Genomic DNA, 15,208 nt, shown 5'->3' on the forward strand with positions numbered 1-15,208 from the left:
TTGAGTGGAAGCGTTAGTGCATGCTTGTACTTACTGTACTTTTAGGCAATACTCTGGCCCATCGCTGATTTTGGCCCGCTACGCCGCTCCTGGAGCGCTTTTATGAAATCCACATACGCTGTCGTCATTTACTTGCTGAGCATGTCGTCCCTGATGGGCGCCTCGGCGCTTGCCGTCCCGGCTGCGGGCGCGGTTGTGTTCTCGCCCAAACAACTCATTTCCAGCGACATCAATGTCGGCAAGGGGGCCGTTGCCGGCCCCGGCAGTACGGTCACCATTCATTACACAGGCTGGCTGTATGCGCCACACGCGCCTAAACTGCGTGGCAACAAGTTCGACAGCTCGATCGGCGCTGCGCCCTACAGTTTCAAGGTGGGTGCCGGGTCCGTGATCCGCGGCTGGGAAGAGGGCATCAAAGGCATGCGCGTGGGCGGCAAGCGCCAGCTGATTGTGCCGGCCTCCATGGGTTTTGGGAAAGACGGGCTTGGCCCTGTCCCTTCGACAGCGAATTTGCTGTTTGAGATCGAATTAGTTGACGTGAAATAGGGGTTTTAACCACATTGCATGTCGACAAACCTTACACCTTCTGCAAGCAAACTTTTAGTACGAAATTAACCCGTTGAAATCTAGCGGGTTTTTTATTGGGCATGAAATTTGCTCACAATGTAACAGCGCATCGCAAGATGCCTGAGCGTAGTGAGAGATTGATTCAATAAAAAACTAAAAGGAAAATCATGGTACACCGGAACTTTATCCTGAAGACATTGGTAGCTTGCACCCTCGCCGCTGGCGCCATGACTGGCGCAAACGCGAACATCATTACTCCCAGCCCGTACGTTCCCCTGATTTCAGCCGGCGCCTTGCCGGACAGCCCGGCTGGCCGCGTGGATCCAAACGTGGCCGGCTCGCCTTATTCGGGCGTGGTCAGCATCAACATCCGTTATGACGGCCTGTCGTACATCTGCTCCGGCGCCCTGGTCGGCAAGCGTTCGGTGGTCTCGGCTGGTCACTGCGTCGATACCGACGGCAACGGCGCCCTGGTGGACATCAACAAGCCAGGCAGCGATGTCCGGGTGGTGTTCAACAGCAACGGTACCTACAATGCCGTGATGACTGCGACCAAAGTGTCGATGAACGAAAACTATCAGGGCTTCGGCAATTGCCCGGTTGGCGTGCCTGGCTTCTGCGTGAATGACGATATTTCGGTGATCACGCTGGGCGAAGATGCCCCAGCAAGCGCGAAGATCTACAAGGTGGCTGTCAATCCTCTGCTGAGCGGCACCCGTACCTATCTGGCCGGTTACGGCACCACCGGTGACGGCGTCAATGGTTATACCCAGGGCCCTGCATTCAATATCAAACGCACGGGCGGCAACTACGTCGATCTGTTCGACAGCGACGATGAGCAGAACTTCACCGGTGGCCCGAGCGAAGTCTGGTATGCCGACTTCGATGGCGGCGGCCGTGACACCTTCTGCGACTTTGCCGGCGTATGCTCGCCCGTGCTGGCCAATAATGTCGAAACCGGCATTGGCGGCGGTGACTCCGGTGGCCCATCGTTCATCTATCAGTACGGTGAACTGATGCTGGTGGCGAACAACACCTTCGGCAACAGCTTCCTGTATGACGACGGCCAGTTCGGCACCTACTTCGGTGGCATCGTGCTGGGCAGCTACGCAGATTACCTGCAGCGCGCAACCGGCGGTGACATCACCTTCGTCCCCGAGCCAGGCAGTTTCGCGCTGTTCGGCCTGGGCGCGCTGGCTTTGCTGGGCGCACGTCGCCGCAACAAGCAATAAGCTCTGACCCCACGGGGTCAAGCTGACCGTCCAGTGCGAGCTGGACGGTTTTTTTTCGCCTGTGTATGCGGGCGACATATGCCTGTACATACGGACTTTTGTCGAGAAACTTTACATTTCATCACAAGCAATTTAACGTAAATACATTAAGGTATTGATTATTGGTGAGTTTTTCCATACGGCACGATTACTGCTTAGCTGAGCCGCGCACCCGCACTCATACGGGGGCGTCTCAACTAAAACTAAAAAGGAAATCATGTCTTATCGGAATCAGTCTTTGAAGAAACTCGTTGGCGTTGTTGTTGCAACCGGGATCATGGCCGCTGCCGTGGGTCCGGCCCAGGCATCCTTGCTGCACCCTGTTTATACCCCCATGATCACCTCGGGCGCCTTGCCCGACTCGCCCCAGGCACGCGTGGATGGCAACACCCCTGACTCGCCGTTTTCGGGCGTAGTCAGCCTGTACATTTCCAAAAATGGTGGTGGCTATATCTGTTCCGGCGCACTGGTGGGCAAGCGCTCGGTCGTGTCGGCCGGTCACTGCGTCGATTCGGACGGCAAGGGCACCCTGGTCGACATCAATCAGCCCGGCACCAGCGTCCAGGTCGTCTTTAACAGCGATGGCGATTACAACGACGTGATCTACGCCAGCAAGGTGTCGATGGATGCCGGCTACCAAGGCTTCGGCAATTGCCCGGCTGGTGTGGACAAGTTCTGCGTGAACGATGACGTGGCCGTGATCACCATGGAGCGTGATGCGCCCGCCAGCGCCAAGATCTACAAGATCGCCACCAATGCATTGCTGGCCGGCACCCGCATCACCATGGCTGGCTACGGCACCTCGGGCGACGGTGTGAGTGGTTACTACGTCGAGCCCGAGTTCAATATCAAACGCGCGGGTGCCAACTACATCGACATGTTCGAGAAAGATGACGAGCAAGGCTTTACCGGCCGCGACGAAGTCTTCATGGCTGACTTCGATGGCGGCGGCGAGGATACCCACTGCACCTACTTCAGCGTGTGCACCCCGCAGCTGGATAACGATGTCGAGTCCGGCATTGGCGGCGGCGATTCCGGTGGCCCATCGTTCATCAAGATGTACGGCGAATTGATGCTGGTGGCGAACAATACCTTCAGCACCCGTTATTTTGATGACCAGGTCGCAGGCAGCTTTGGCACCGCCATGGGCGGCATGGTACTGCGCAGCTATGCAGACTATCTGCAGCGCGCCACTGGCGGCGACGTGACGTTCGTGCCCGAGCCAGGCAGCTTCGCGCTGTTCGGCCTGGGCGCGCTGGCGCTGGTCGGCGCACGCCGTCGTCAGATCGGCAAATAAGTACCTGCGCGTGAAGAAGGGCGGCCTGCGGGCCGCCTTTTTTGTTGGCAGTTTTTGCGTGCTCACTGGCACGATCTACAAGCATCACAAGGGCACAATAGGGGCTCTTGAGAAGGAGCGCTGATGCTGGAACTAAGACCATCCTGTGAGAACTGCAACAAGGCGTTGCCGCCGGCCTCGACCGACGCGCGCGTGTGCAGCTACGAATGCACGTTTTGTGCCGATTGCGTGGACCAGGTGCTGGGCAATGTCTGCCCGAATTGCGGTGGCGGTTTCGAGCGGCGCCCCGTGCGCCCGGCCCGCAACTGGAAGAACAACAACTATCTGGGCAAGGATCCGGCTCGCAGCGATTGCACATACCGCCCGGTCGACCGCGCTGCGCACGTGCTGTTTGCCAGCGGCATTGCCGCGATCGCGCCCGGGCAGCGCTAGCGTTCCAAGCCTACAGCGGCGCAGCCCATGCACCTACTGCATGCTGGCCCGCGCGGTCCTAGCATGAGCAGATGCCGGAATGGTCCGGCACCGATCAAGCGAAGGAGACGATGATGACTGACAAAGCAGAAAATCTGCCTGAACGGCAGGGCAAGCAGGGCGGCAGCGCCGATTCCAGCCAGCAGCAGCCGGTGGATCAGGGCGGTCATGCACGCCAGGGTGGCGGGCACGCCGGGCAGCAATCAGGCGGTATGGGTGGCATGCATGGCGGCGACCTGCACGATGTAGGCTCCGCTCAGAGCGGCATGACAGGCGGCGCCGGCATGGGCGGCAACGATACCGTCAGGCAGGCGCCAGAGGAGGGCCAGGCGGACAGCCGCCAGATCGCGGACGAAGGCAATCTGCAGGGCGCCACGACAGATCAAAGCGCACAGCGCGAGGGCATGGGCCGCCATCGGCACGTACGTGCGAATGAACAGGACATCGATGCCGCGCGCGATATCGATGCCGTGGGCGGGCGCCAGCCGGGCGCGCAGGATGCACGCCGTTCCTGAGTGCTAGCGGGGCGGTTGCGCCGTGTTGCCGGTGGAATCGGACGTGGCGGCGGGGCTGCCTTGCGCGGCCGTGCCGCCCGAGGTGCCGGGCGTGGCGCCCGTCCCCGCACCGGGTGATGTGGCGCTGCCGCCAGCACCACCGGTGGCGCTGTTGCCGGCACCGGTGCCCGGTGCATTCAGGCCGTCATGGCCTGAGGGATTATTTTTGCAGGCGGCAAGTGCCAGCGCGAATAGGGTAGCGGCCCCCACTTTGAGGCCAAGTGTTCTCCAGTGTGTCATTGCATCCTCCCTGTGACAATAGCAAAGAAAGTGTAGGGCTTCGCCCAGGCGCCAGCTATCGGCGCAATCTCGAATCCATGCAGGAACAGTCCGACGCCGCCGCTTTACAACGCACTTTGCATGACCGGCATGACGCAGGTGGCTGGCGCGAAGCGCTGCGCCGCGGCTGGCAGCGGCGAGCTGGCACTGGCAATGATGTGGCCGCCTGCCATCACGATCACCGCGTCGGCGCTGGCAATCGTTTCGGGGCGATGGGCAATGATGATCCGCGTCATATGCAATTCTCTGACGGCCTGGTTGACCTGTTTTTCCTTGTCAACGTCCAGGTGGCTGGTGGCCTCATCGAGAAACAGAATGCGCGGCCGTTTGTACAGCGCGCGGGCAAGCAGCACACGCTGTTTCTGCCCGCCCGACAGCACCGTACCCATGTCGCCGACGAGGGTGTTGTAGGCCATTGGCATGCTTAGAATGTCGTCCGCGATACTGGCCAGCTCGGCGCAGCGCTCGATCCATGCCTGGTCCGCCGCGGCATCGAAGAAGCATATGTTGTCGCTGATCGAACCGGCGAACAGGACGTCATCCTGCAGCACCGTGCCCACCATGCCGCGCAGCTGCGCCATGCCCAGCTGCGCCAGCGGGATGTCGTCGATGCGCACTTCGCCTGCACTGGCGGGCAGCACGCCCAGCAAGACGTTCAGCAAGGTCGTCTTGCCGCATCCCGAAGGCCCGACAATGGCGATAGAAGCACCCCCTGATACCTCAAAATTGATGTCGTTCAGCAGGAAAGGCTCATGCTCGGCGTAGCGAAAGCGCAGGCCGCGCACGCTAATGTGGGGCGCTGGCGTTGTGCACGCGGCCTGCGCGCGCGTGCCGCTCAGACATTCCGGCTCGGCCAGTACGATATCGGCCAGGCGTTCACCTTGCAGCGATAACATGCGCAGCTCGAAATACTTGTCGATCAAGCCGCTGACGCGGGCGCCGAACTGGCTCTTGTAGGCAATGAACGCGGTCAATATCCCCACGCTGAAATTGCCATCGATGACAAGGCGCGAACCGAGCCAGATGATCAGGATGTTCTCGCATCCAAACAGGATGCCGTTGATGAATTTGTACAGCAGCTGCAGTCTGGCGGTCCGCACTTCGGCATTGATCTGATCGACCAGCAAGGCCAGCCAGCTCGATTGCCGATGTTCTTCGCGCCCGAACAGCTTGATGGCTTTCACGCCGCGCACGGTTTCGATGAAATGACTGTGCTGGCGTGCGGCATGCACAATCTGTTCTTCCGTTGCATTGCGCAGCGGGGCATACCAGGCCCAGCGCGCAAGCAGGTAGGCCAGCATCGCGGCCAGTGCGACGGCACTGAGCATGGGGCTGTAGACGAACATGATGATCAGGGTGGCTACCGCCATGACCCCGTCGAGAATCGCATCCAGAAACGCGGTGGTCAGCGTGCGCTGGATGATATCGGTCGTGCCGAAGCGGGAAATCACATCGCCCACATGGCGCTTGTCGAAGTATTGGACCGGCAGCCGGATCAGATGCGAAAACACATTGGCGCGCCATTGGATGCTGAGCGTGGTACCCATGTACAGCAGCACCCAGGACCGCACCGACCCAATCGTCTGCTGCAGCAGCATCAGCAAGCCGAAGCCAATGGCCAGGGTGGTGAGTAGATCGCGGTCGCCGGAGACGAGGACATTATCAATCGTCCACTGCAAAAAAAAGGGCGAAATCAGGGCAAAGGCTTCCAGTGCGGCGGCAAAAACCAGAATTTGCGCCAGTGAGTGGAACAGGCCTGTGACGCGGCCCATCAGCGTGCGAAACTGAATCGCCTGCTTGGCCACTTGCGGCTTGAAGTCTTCCTTCGGCCACAGTTCCAATGCAACTCCAGTAAATGAGCGTGACACCTCGGCCATCGGCAACACGCGCTTGCCGCAGGCAGGATCATGAATCGTGACGCTTTTGGCTGTCACCGATTCGAGCACCACAAAATGATTGAATTCCCAATGCAGAATGCAGGGCAGGGCGAGCTTTTCCAGATGGTCCAGATCCAGCTTGAGCGGCCGCGTGCCCAGATGGAGCTGGCCAGCCGCTTGAATCAGACCGGACAAAGTGGCGCCCTTGAGGGAAATCTGGAACTGGCGGCGCAGGGCCGGCAGATCGGTGGCATAACCGTGGTAGCTGGCGATCATGGCAATGCAGGCAAGGCCACATTCGGCGCCCTCCGATTGCAAAATCAGGGGCAGACGCGATTGAAAGCCAAAGCGAATGCGTTCGAGCAGCGACATGATGGTCCCCCGTGGATGGCGTCACATTTTTCCGGTCAGGCTAAATAGAGGCTCCAGCGCCCATTCGTACAGTTTGCGCTGTTCGAGCAAAATGTCGGCATCGACCAGCATGCCTGGCTGCAGAAAATACCCTTGTCCGTAAGCGCGCACGGTCTGGCTTTGCAAGGCCACGGTAATGCGGTACAGCGCTTCATTGCGGCTGGTATTGTCGTCGCCATTGATGGCCGAGCGCGAAATGGAAGTCACCGTGCCGCGCGCGTGGCCGAACTTCTGATAAGGGTAGGCCTGATAGCGCAGCAGCACCGCGTTCCCGGGCCGGATAAATCCAATTGCCCGGCTGGGTGCATACAGGTGCGCTTCCATCAGCGCGCCATTCGGAATAATGCTCAGCAAAGGTTTGCCCGGATCGACTGCCTGGCCCGGATCGGCGGTCACGCCCGTGGCAATGCCGCTTTGCGGGGCCGTGATGGCCAGTTCACGCTTGCTTTCGCTTTCGGCGAATTCCTGGGTGGTGTTGGCGATCTGCCGTTCGAGCTGGGCCAGCTGATTGCGCTGCGTGATCGGCAGGCTGGCCAAGTCATTGCGGGCAGCTTGCAGGTCGCGGTCAATGCCGATCTGGCCACGCTCCAAGGTTTGCAGGCGGTCGCGCTGATCGAGCAGTTCTGCCTGTTTTTGCTGCGCCATATCGCGCGAGAAAAACCCTTGCGCCTGCAATTTTGCCGCACGGTCAGCTGAGGCCTTGGCCAGTTTGATGCGTGCTTGCTGGCCGCCGATCTGCTGCGCGAGGCTGGTTTTCTCCGCGACCAAGGTATCAACCCGCGTTTGCAGCACCAGCGCCTGATCGCGGTGCAGCTGCCGGGTTTGCTGTAGCTCGTCCTGAAGCGACTGCTGGCGCAGCGCCACATAGCGGCTGATGGAGGCTTGAATGCCGTCGCCTTTGCCGCTCTGCCGTTCCGCTGACACCAGATACAGTTGATCGCCCTTGTTGACGGCCTGGCCTTCGCGCACATGTTTGGCGAATACGGTGCCCGGTTGCGGCGGGTAAAGCCGCAGCAGGCCGAGATCCGGCGCCAGATAGCCTGACACGGTCGCACGCTTGGTGTAGCTGCCGAAGAGGGCAAAGGCGATCAACAGCAGCGTTGCGGCTGCGGCCAGGGCGGCCAGTACGCTGAAGGACAAGGGGCGCACCAGCACGATCTCGCCAATCGACTTGGCCTGGCCTTTACGGGCATCTTCGCGAAACAGGGAAGTTCTCATGGTCGGCCGCAACGCTGGTTGTTCTTGCGATCAACAAATCTTGGGCGCATCGATGCGGCTGAGCTTGCGTCGAATCAAGAAGGCTGATTGCTCGCTGAAAATTTTCCATCCGTGTGCCTGGGTCTGCGCAAATTGCTAATTAAATATAACGATAAATTGGACCCTATCGAGTGCATAGGAGCGAACCATGAAACGAATGCGCGACAAGCTGACGCTGTTCTTTTGCCTGCTGCCACCTGCCGCGCGAATCGCCTTGATTGTCGGGGGCGGCTTATTGGGCTATGGTGTGCTCGGGCATTTGTCCTTGGTACACTGGGATTTTGTCTTGTAGTATTCGCTCGGCTCTTGCAGCCCCGCTTACTCGGCGCGTTCTACAATTTTATGGCTGACGTTAAATGACCTATTTTCGAGATCTCGAGCTTATCGACTATCACAACGGTCCGCTCAGTGCACAATATTGGCAGTGCCCGTTGCTCGCGATCGGCTGGCTTGAAGCGGGAAGACCGGTTTCAAAAGGTAGTTGCGCAATTCATGTCGTAGAGAAGTTGGTCGAGTTACGACATCAGTTTGCCGAGGCATTTCCCAACTACTCCTTTCGGGGCCTTCACGCATGTACCTTGTGTGTGGATGATGAGGTCGGCCTGCAGGGTTCTCATATCAATCTGTTCATTCCTGGCGAAGACGCGGTTTATCTGGCAACCGGTCGCGTGGACCACTATATCGAGGTGCATGGCTATGCGCCACCGCCCCAGGTTATTGCGGCTATTTTGAATTGTCCTGATCCACGGAGCGCGCAGTACGCGGTCGCTATGCTGCGTTTAAATCGCGGGGAAAGACCTCCATTGTTCCCGGAGAGATGGCGCATATTCAAAGTCGACGCAAATCGCGTTCGGATGACGGTGCGGATATACGAGATGGAATCTGAAGCGGAGGCCCGAAAGTTCGCCGATATGCTCGCATCACGGGATCAAAGTCACGAGTATGACGTTGAAAGGGTGGCAGATCCGTGGGTAGCAGCAGACTAAATCGCCCAAAACAAAAAAGCAGTGATGATTTCTCATCACTGCTTATTCTGCTTACTTCTGTATTCGTGGTAGGCCGTGCGGGATTCGAACCTGCGACCAACGGATTAAAAGTCCGCTGCTCTACCAGCTGAGCTAACGACCCGAAGAGGCAGCATTATATACGACGATTTCGATTTCCGCTAGGCAGTTTTTTCAGGGCTGATCAATTTGTCAGCTTGGCCGTCACTTTCAGCACTTCTTCTGCCGTGGTGACGCCTTCCAGAATCTTGTAGGCGCCGGCAATGCGCAGCGGTTTCATGCCGTCCGCCATGGCCTGCGTGCGCAGTCCCGCCAGGTCGGTGTTGTCGCCAATCAGGTTGGTAAAGCCTTCGGATACCGTCAGCAGCTCGTACAGGCCGGTGCGGCCACGGTAGCCGGTCTGGCGGCATTCCGGGCAGCCAATCGGCCGGTACACCTTGTCGGGTTTCGGAATGTCCCAGCTGCCGGCAATGCTGGCCCAGATATCGTCATTGATCTCGCCATCGTGTTTTTTGCACAGCGCGCACAGGGTACGTACCAGGCGCTGCGCCATGATGCCGATCAGCGTCGCTTCCAGCAGGTAATGGGGCACGCCCAGTTCCAGCAGGCGCATGACGGCGGCAGGCGCATCGTTGGTGTGCAGAGTCGAGAGCACCAGGTGGCCGGTCAGGGCGGCCTGGATGGCCATTTCGGCAGTGGCCAGGTCGCGGATCTCGCCGACCATGATGATGTCGGGATCTTGCCGCATCAATGCGCGCACGCCGTCGGCAAACGACAGGTCGATGCCGGGTTGCACTTGCATCTGGTTGAAGGAGCCTTCGACCATCTCGATCGGGTCTTCCACGGTACACACGTTCACTTCCGATGTGGCCAGGGCCTTGAGCGTGGTGTACAACGTGGTGGTCTTGCCGGAACCAGTTGGGCCCGTGACGAGAATGATGCCGTGCGGACGCGTGGTCAGGCCATCCCAGCGCTTGGCGTCATCCACAGGGAAACCGAGTTCGGGCAAGGTTTTGACAACGACTTCGGGGTCGAAGATACGCATCACCAGCTTTTCGCCAAACGCGGTCGGCATGGTCGACAAACGCAGTTCGACTTCCTGGCCGCCCATGGTGCGCGTCTTGATGCGGCCGTCTTGCGGGCGGCGTTTTTCAATCACGTCCATGCGGCCCAGCAGCTTGATGCGGGCTGTCATGGCGATCATCACCACCGCCGGCACCTGATAGACCTGGTGCAGCACGCCGTCGATGCGGAAGCGGATCGAGGCGATGTCGCGCTTGGGCTCGAGGTGAATATCGGAGGCGCGCTGGTCGAACGCGTATTGCCACAGCCAGTCGACAATGTTGACCACGTGCTGGTCGTTGGCGTCGAGCTTGTTGGACTTGCCCAGTTCGACCAGTTGTTCGAAGTTGTTACGCAGCGCCAGGTCCTGCCCCTTGGACTTGTTGGCGTCCTTGATGGTCTTGGCCAGGCTGAAAAACTGCGAAATGTATTGTGCAATGTCGAGCGGGTTGGACAGCACCAGTTCGATCTGCCGCCGCGATACCTTGGCAATTTCCGCCTGCCATTCGGTATGGAAGGGTTCGGCTGTTGCCACCACCAGCTTGTTGGGTGTCAGTTCCACGGGCAGGATGTTGAAACGGGCCGCGTAGCTGGCGGTCATCACGTCGGCGACGCGGGTGAAGTCAATCTTCAGCGGGTCAATGCGCACGAAGGGCAGGTTGCACTTGCCGGCAGCCCACTCGGTCAGCAGGTCCAGCGTGAGCATGCGGTTGGGCGGCAAGGCCGACACCAGCTTGCATTGCGCCACGGCCGACAAGGGATGCATGGAACCGACTGCGTTCCTCAGAATGCCCTGCGCTTGCGCGAACTGTGCCTTGACGTGTTCTTTCTCGACGATGCCATCGGCCAGCAGCCAGCTGAAGATTGCTTGCAGGTCGAGCGCCTTGGGCCGGGTCTTGACGACGGCCGGTGCCGCGGGCGCTGCTTTTTTCAATTCTGCGTTCAAGCCGTTCTCCGTTCTTGCTTGTTAGATTGCCGCTTCCAGACCCTTGACCCAGGACTTGGCGGGCAGCTTGGTGGCGGCCACGATGGCGGCCGCGCGCACCTTGAGCGCTGCAAGGTCGATCACGGGGCGGGTCTGGAAGCACAGGGCGACCACATTGCCGTCGTGGACTTCGGGCAGGCAGATCACATGGTCAAAAGCGAACTTCATGGCTTTGATATTGCGCGCAAAGCTGGGATGGTCGCCAAACAGGTTCACCGTCATCATGCCGCCCGGGCGCAGGCAGGCATTGCAGGACTGGTAAAACTCGGGCGTGTCGAGCACAGGGCCTTTGGCGGTGGCGTCATACAGGTCGCACTGCAGCACGTCGAAGGCGCCGGCATTGAGCGGATCGTTGACGAAATCAAATGCATCCATTTCAACGACGTTCAGGCGCGCATCGTTGGGCGGCAGCTTGAACATGGATTCGCACACGGTCACCACGGCTGGGTTGAGTTCGATTGCCGTCACGCTGGCGTCGGCAAACTGGCGGTAGCAGAACTTGGTCAGTGCGCCGGTGCCCAGTCCCAGCTGGGCGATGGCGCGCGGTTGCTCGATAAACAGCATCCACGCCATCATTTGTTGGGCGTACTCCAGTTCCGGCCAGTCAGGTTTGCGGATGCGCATCGCCCCCTGCACCCATTCGGTGCCGAAATGCAGATAGCGCACGCCATCCTGCTCGGACAGCGTGACCGGGGCGAATTTGGGAGTGCGCGCCGGGCGGCGCGAGGATTCAACTTGTTCGATGGATTTTCTTTTGATAAGCATAGGAGACCTGGTTCGATCGTCCTATTATCGGCGGATGGCTTACCGGAGTGCAAGCGATTCCCTCCGGCGCCATCCGTCCTGCTTATTGACGCGGATCGGGTTCGACCGACACGCGCAGGCGAACGCGGTCGCCCGGATCACGCGGCATCATGCTGGTGTAGCTGCGCCCGCCGTAGTTATAGGTGACGTCGTAACCAATTGTGCGTGACTCGTAGGCGTCCACGGTACGGCAGCGGCGCACGGCTTGTTCCTGAGGATAGCGCGAATCGTATTCAGGCTGGCTGTTGGGGCCGCCATTGCTGATGCGGTCGCCCGCCACTGCCCCGGCCACTGCGCCCAGCGCCGTGGCGGCTGCCTTGCCGCTGCCGCCGCCGACCTGGTTACCCAAAATGCCGCCGGCCACCGCGCCCAGAATGGCACCGCCGGCGCTGCGTTCGCGCTGCACCGGCTGGGGCGCGACCTGCACATATTCGGTGCGGCATTCTTCGCGCGGCTGGCGAACCTGCTCGACCCGCGGCTCAACCCGGGTCACGCGGCCATATTCTTCGTATTCAGCTGCCTGAACCGCGCCGGCAGTGCTGGCGCCCAGGGCTGTCATTAACAATGCGATCTGCAGTTTCATGGAATGACCTCGTAAAAGTGTGGTGCGAAGGCGGCGAAACCGACGGTTCGCCATGACCTTATGGTAGTCCTGCTTTCTTAAAATGGGCGTAAGCCGTGGCAACAAGATGTAACAGCCAGAACGCGTATGGTTGGCGCCTGCGAATTTGGCCTAAAGTGCGCCGCTCAGGAGGAAATTTAGGTAAAACCTTCTGATTATTAACAAATATTGCGTTTGAAATCACATTCGGGTTGATTCGATTACTACAAAACGTTACCCTTATGCGAACGGGGGTATTATTGGCGCGTGGCAACCACGCAAGTTGACGACAACCATTAGCAGAAAGCACACCCGAAACACAGGATACTGAGGGAAAAATGAGTTTGTTGATAACAGTGCCGCCTAATCTGGTGCAATCCATCCGTGCCTTCCGCGTTGTGGAATTGCAGGAGGAAGCTGCACGCCTGGGGCAGCACTTTTTGTACGCCCATTGTGCCAATACACTGACAAAGCAGCAGGTTTGTGCGCGCATTGGTGAAAGTTTTCATTTCCCTAAACCATCCGCAAAGAATTTTGATGCCTTGCGCGAAGCGTTGACAGAAACAATCAATAAGTCTGGCACCCAGCCGGGTTTTATCGTCGTGATCGAGCAATTGCCAAATACCCAGAAATTCGACAAAGAAGCGCGCGAGACCCTGCTCGACGTCTTTCGCGATGCGGCCGATTACTGGGCCGAGAAAAAAGTGCCGTTCCGCGTCTTTTACTCGTTCGAATAAGCCGGGCAGCGCCTGCTGCACTGCAACATATTTCTCCCCGAATCTTGGTCCGGCAAGCGGCACAGGGTACAATGCCGCCTTATGAAAAAGATTGTGATCCTCATTTCCGGGCGTGGCAGCAACATGGAAGCCGTTGTCCATGCCGCCCGCCAGGAGCAATGGCCGGCGCGCATTGTGGCCGTGATCAGCAACAAGGAAGAGGCGGGCGGACTGGAATTTGCCCGCTCGCATGGAATTGCCACCGCCGTGGTGCCCAACAAGGCTTACGCCAGCCGCGAAGCCTTTGATGCGGCCTTGCAAGAGGCGATCGACGTCTTTGCGCCGGATCTGGTGGTACTGGCCGGCTTCATGCGCATTCTGACCCCGGGCTTTGTTGCCCATTACGAGGGGCGCATGCTCAATATTCACCCGTCGCTGCTGCCGCTGTTTCCGGGTTTGCACACGCACCGCCAGGCATTGGCGGCAGGCGTGGCCCGGCATGGCGCTTCCGTGCATTTTGTCACAGCCGAACTGGACCACGGACCCGTGGTCGACCAGGCGGCTGTCGACGTGATGCCGGGCGACACCGAGGACACACTGGCCGCGCGCGTGCTGGTGCAGGAGCACCAGTTATACCCACGCGCCATCCGCCTGTTCATCGAGGACCGGCTCAGTATCGACAACGGCCTTGTTCGCATCGCCGAATCAACAGCAAGTTAATAACCAAGGAATTCCATGAGATTGCCACCAGCGATACTCGGCAATACAGAAGAAGTATTGCGCGAGATCTTGCGTTTTTCGGCCCCGGCCGATACCACCCTGTCGCGTTACTTCAAGGACCACCCGCGTCTCGGTTCACGCGAGCGCGGCGCCGTTGCCGAAGGCATTTACGCGATCCTGCGCAACAAGTCCTTCTTCACTGACTTTGCCGAAGCAGGGCAGAGTCCGACCATGCGCCGCCTGACCATTCTGGGTCTGGCCGAAGCCGTGGGCGCGGACTCGCTGGGCGGCCTGACGGAAGAAGAAACCGCGTTCCTCACGCGCGTCATGGAAATCGACCGCAATCTGATGCCGCCGCAAATGCGTTCGAACATGCCGAAATGGCTGTTCGACAAATTTGTTGCGCAATATGGCGAAGCGGAAGCGCTGGAACTGGCTTCGGCCCTGAACCAGCCCGCGCCGCTCGATTTGCGCGTCAACTCCATCAAGGCCACGCGCGACGAAGTGGTCGCCGGCTTGCTGGAAGCGCCCATTGCTGCAGAACCGATGCCGTACGCGCCCCTCGGCCTGCGCGTGCTGAAAAAGCCGGCACTGCAAAACCTGCCGCTGTTCAAAAGTGGCGCCATCGAAGTGCAGGACGAAGGCAGCCAGGTGCTGTCCCAGATCGTTGGCGCCAAGCGCGGCGAGATGGTGGTCGACTTCTGCGCCGGCGCTGGCGGCAAGACGCTGGCGCTGGGCGCATTGATGCGCAACACCGGCCGCCTGTACGCCTTCGACATTTCCGAAAAGCGCCTGGCCAAGCTGAAACCGCGCCTGGCGCGCAGCGGCTTGTCCAACGTGCATCCGGTGCAGATCGCGCACGAGCGTGATGCCAAGATCAAACGTTTGGCTGGCAAGATCGACCGCGTGCTGGTCGACGCGCCGTGCAGCGGCCTGGGCACTCTGCGCCGCAATCCGGACGTGAAGTGGCGCCAGAAGATTGATGCCATCGCTGAAATGCAGGAAAAGCAAGCCTCGATCCTGGCTGGCGCAGCGCGCTTGCTCAAGGGCGGCGGCCGCCTGGTGTACGCCACCTGCAGTCTGCTCAATGAAGAGAACGACTTCATCGTCGAACAATTCCTGGCGGCGCATCCCGATTTTGAACTGGTGCCCATGCACCAGGTGCTGGCGGAACAAAAAATCGAACTGGAGATGGGCGACTATCTCAAGCTGCTGCCACACAAGCATCAGACCGACGGCTTCTTTGCCGCTGTCATGCAGCGCAAACCGATGGCCAAGAAAGCGCCAAAGGACGAAGCTGCTGACGCTGACGAACCTGCCACCGACGAATAA

Annotated in this window: 16 protein-coding genes and 1 tRNA gene; 10 read left to right on the top strand and 7 right to left on the bottom strand. The window is 59.5% G+C overall.

The annotated features are described in order from the left end of the window. Positions 1 to 102: 102 nt before the first annotated feature. The 5 genes from BUC24_RS01970 to BUC24_RS01990 all read left to right on the top strand — a co-directional run bounded on the left by BUC24_RS01970 (position 103) and on the right by BUC24_RS01990 (position 4,121). Positions 103 to 546, top strand: a complete 444-nt coding sequence (locus BUC24_RS01970) for an FKBP-type peptidyl-prolyl cis-trans isomerase (protein ID WP_073212401.1) — start codon at positions 103 to 105, stop codon at positions 544 to 546. A 248-nt stretch (positions 547 to 794) separates the two neighbouring features. Beyond that, positions 795 to 1,799 carry a trypsin-like serine peptidase gene (locus BUC24_RS01975; RefSeq protein ID WP_178372464.1) on the top strand — a complete coding sequence of 335 codons (1,005 nt, stop codon included), beginning with the start codon at positions 795 to 797 and terminating at the stop codon, positions 1,797 to 1,799. A gap of 277 nt (positions 1,800 to 2,076) precedes the next feature. After that, positions 2,077 to 3,135 carry a trypsin-like serine protease gene (locus tag BUC24_RS01980; protein WP_178372465.1) on the top strand — a complete coding sequence of 353 codons (1,059 nt, stop codon included), beginning with the start codon at positions 2,077 to 2,079 and terminating at the stop codon, positions 3,133 to 3,135. 123 nt (positions 3,136 to 3,258) lie between these two features. Further along, the gene (locus BUC24_RS01985; protein WP_073212404.1) at positions 3,259 to 3,567 is read left to right on the top strand and encodes a DUF1272 domain-containing protein; all 309 of its coding nucleotides are present in this window, start codon (positions 3,259 to 3,261) and stop codon (positions 3,565 to 3,567) included. Positions 3,568 to 3,680: 113 nt separating this feature from the next. Further along, positions 3,681 to 4,121, top strand: coding sequence for a hypothetical protein (locus BUC24_RS01990; protein WP_143167359.1), 441 nt, complete (start codon positions 3,681 to 3,683; stop codon positions 4,119 to 4,121). Positions 4,122 to 4,124: 3 nt separating this feature from the next. Here the strand turns inward: BUC24_RS01990 and BUC24_RS01995 are convergent, their stop codons facing one another. The 3 genes from BUC24_RS01995 to BUC24_RS02005 form a co-directional block, all read right to left on the bottom strand. Continuing rightward, positions 4,125 to 4,400 (bottom strand): hypothetical protein, encoded by a 276-nt coding sequence (locus tag BUC24_RS01995; RefSeq protein ID WP_143167360.1) that lies wholly within the window; start codon positions 4,398 to 4,400, stop codon positions 4,125 to 4,127. A 104-nt stretch (positions 4,401 to 4,504) separates the two neighbouring features. Beyond that, positions 4,505 to 6,688 (bottom strand): peptidase domain-containing ABC transporter, encoded by a 2,184-nt coding sequence (locus tag BUC24_RS02000; RefSeq protein ID WP_073212407.1) that lies wholly within the window; start codon positions 6,686 to 6,688, stop codon positions 4,505 to 4,507. 21 nt (positions 6,689 to 6,709) lie between these two features. Next, positions 6,710 to 7,945, bottom strand: coding sequence for an HlyD family secretion protein (locus BUC24_RS02005; protein WP_073212408.1), 1,236 nt, complete (start codon positions 7,943 to 7,945; stop codon positions 6,710 to 6,712). A gap of 187 nt (positions 7,946 to 8,132) precedes the next feature. Here BUC24_RS02005 and BUC24_RS26835 point away from each other — a divergent pair, with 187 nt between their 5' ends. Together BUC24_RS26835 and BUC24_RS02010 are read left to right on the top strand one after the other, a co-directional pair. After that, the gene (locus BUC24_RS26835; protein ID WP_178372466.1) at positions 8,133 to 8,276 is read left to right on the top strand and encodes a hypothetical protein; all 144 of its coding nucleotides are present in this window, start codon (positions 8,133 to 8,135) and stop codon (positions 8,274 to 8,276) included. 64 nt (positions 8,277 to 8,340) lie between these two features. Next, positions 8,341 to 8,970: a DUF7919 family protein gene (locus BUC24_RS02010; protein WP_073212409.1), complete on the top strand. Its 630-nt coding sequence runs from the start codon at positions 8,341 to 8,343 to the stop codon at positions 8,968 to 8,970. Between the two features lie 66 nt (positions 8,971 to 9,036). On the opposite strand, the gene BUC24_RS02015 is transcribed toward BUC24_RS02010, so the two are convergent. The 4 genes from BUC24_RS02015 to BUC24_RS02030 all read right to left on the bottom strand — a co-directional run bounded on the left by BUC24_RS02015 (position 9,037) and on the right by BUC24_RS02030 (position 12,422). Then, positions 9,037 to 9,112 (bottom strand) — tRNA-Lys (locus BUC24_RS02015). 60 nt (positions 9,113 to 9,172) lie between these two features. After that, positions 9,173 to 10,984, bottom strand: a complete 1,812-nt coding sequence (locus BUC24_RS02020; RefSeq protein ID WP_073214652.1) for a type IV pilus assembly ATPase TfpB — start codon at positions 10,982 to 10,984, stop codon at positions 9,173 to 9,175. Between the two features lie 33 nt (positions 10,985 to 11,017). Continuing rightward, positions 11,018 to 11,800: a spermine/spermidine synthase domain-containing protein gene (locus tag BUC24_RS02025; RefSeq protein ID WP_073212410.1), complete on the bottom strand. Its 783-nt coding sequence runs from the start codon at positions 11,798 to 11,800 to the stop codon at positions 11,018 to 11,020. Positions 11,801 to 11,882: 82 nt separating this feature from the next. After that, positions 11,883 to 12,422, bottom strand: coding sequence for a glycine zipper 2TM domain-containing protein (locus BUC24_RS02030; RefSeq protein WP_073212411.1), 540 nt, complete (start codon positions 12,420 to 12,422; stop codon positions 11,883 to 11,885). A gap of 356 nt (positions 12,423 to 12,778) precedes the next feature. On the opposite strand from BUC24_RS02030, the gene BUC24_RS02035 reads away from it, so the two are divergent. From BUC24_RS02035 to BUC24_RS02045, 3 genes are all read left to right on the top strand, one after another. Beyond that, positions 12,779 to 13,177 (top strand): barstar family protein, encoded by a 399-nt coding sequence (locus tag BUC24_RS02035; RefSeq protein ID WP_073212412.1) that lies wholly within the window; start codon positions 12,779 to 12,781, stop codon positions 13,175 to 13,177. A gap of 81 nt (positions 13,178 to 13,258) precedes the next feature. Continuing rightward, entirely contained in the window at positions 13,259 to 13,876 is a 618-nt protein-coding gene (purN, locus tag BUC24_RS02040; RefSeq protein WP_073212413.1) for a phosphoribosylglycinamide formyltransferase, read from the top strand. Positions 13,877 to 13,891: 15 nt separating this feature from the next. Further along, positions 13,892 to 15,208, top strand: coding sequence for an RsmB/NOP family class I SAM-dependent RNA methyltransferase (locus BUC24_RS02045; RefSeq protein ID WP_073212414.1), 1,317 nt, complete (start codon positions 13,892 to 13,894; stop codon positions 15,206 to 15,208).

This window comes from Massilia sp. CF038, assembly GCF_900129765.1.
Taxonomy (GTDB): Bacteria; Pseudomonadota; Gammaproteobacteria; order Burkholderiales; family Burkholderiaceae_D; genus Telluria_A.

Coding starts and splice junctions, on each gene's coding strand:
- BUC24_RS01970 (WP_073212401.1), top strand. CDS start 103: ATGAAATCCACATACGCTGTCGTCATTTACTTGCTGAGCATGTCGTCC.
- BUC24_RS01975 (WP_178372464.1), top strand. CDS start 795: ATGACTGGCGCAAACGCGAACATCATTACTCCCAGCCCGTACGTTCCC.
- BUC24_RS01985 (WP_073212404.1), top strand. CDS start 3,259: ATGCTGGAACTAAGACCATCCTGTGAGAACTGCAACAAGGCGTTGCCG.
- BUC24_RS01990 (WP_143167359.1), top strand. CDS start 3,681: ATGACTGACAAAGCAGAAAATCTGCCTGAACGGCAGGGCAAGCAGGGC.
- BUC24_RS01995 (WP_143167360.1), bottom strand. CDS start 4,400: ATGACACACTGGAGAACACTTGGCCTCAAAGTGGGGGCCGCTACCCTA.
- BUC24_RS02000 (WP_073212407.1), bottom strand. CDS start 6,688: ATGTCGCTGCTCGAACGCATTCGCTTTGGCTTTCAATCGCGTCTGCCC.
- BUC24_RS02005 (WP_073212408.1), bottom strand. CDS start 7,945: ATGAGAACTTCCCTGTTTCGCGAAGATGCCCGTAAAGGCCAGGCCAAG.
- BUC24_RS26835 (WP_178372466.1), top strand. CDS start 8,133: ATGAAACGAATGCGCGACAAGCTGACGCTGTTCTTTTGCCTGCTGCCA.
- BUC24_RS02010 (WP_073212409.1), top strand. CDS start 8,341: ATGACCTATTTTCGAGATCTCGAGCTTATCGACTATCACAACGGTCCG.
- BUC24_RS02025 (WP_073212410.1), bottom strand. CDS start 11,800: ATGCTTATCAAAAGAAAATCCATCGAACAAGTTGAATCCTCGCGCCGC.
- BUC24_RS02030 (WP_073212411.1), bottom strand. CDS start 12,422: ATGAAACTGCAGATCGCATTGTTAATGACAGCCCTGGGCGCCAGCACT.
- BUC24_RS02035 (WP_073212412.1), top strand. CDS start 12,779: ATGAGTTTGTTGATAACAGTGCCGCCTAATCTGGTGCAATCCATCCGT.
- purN (WP_073212413.1), top strand. CDS start 13,259: ATGAAAAAGATTGTGATCCTCATTTCCGGGCGTGGCAGCAACATGGAA.
- BUC24_RS02045 (WP_073212414.1), top strand. CDS start 13,892: ATGAGATTGCCACCAGCGATACTCGGCAATACAGAAGAAGTATTGCGC.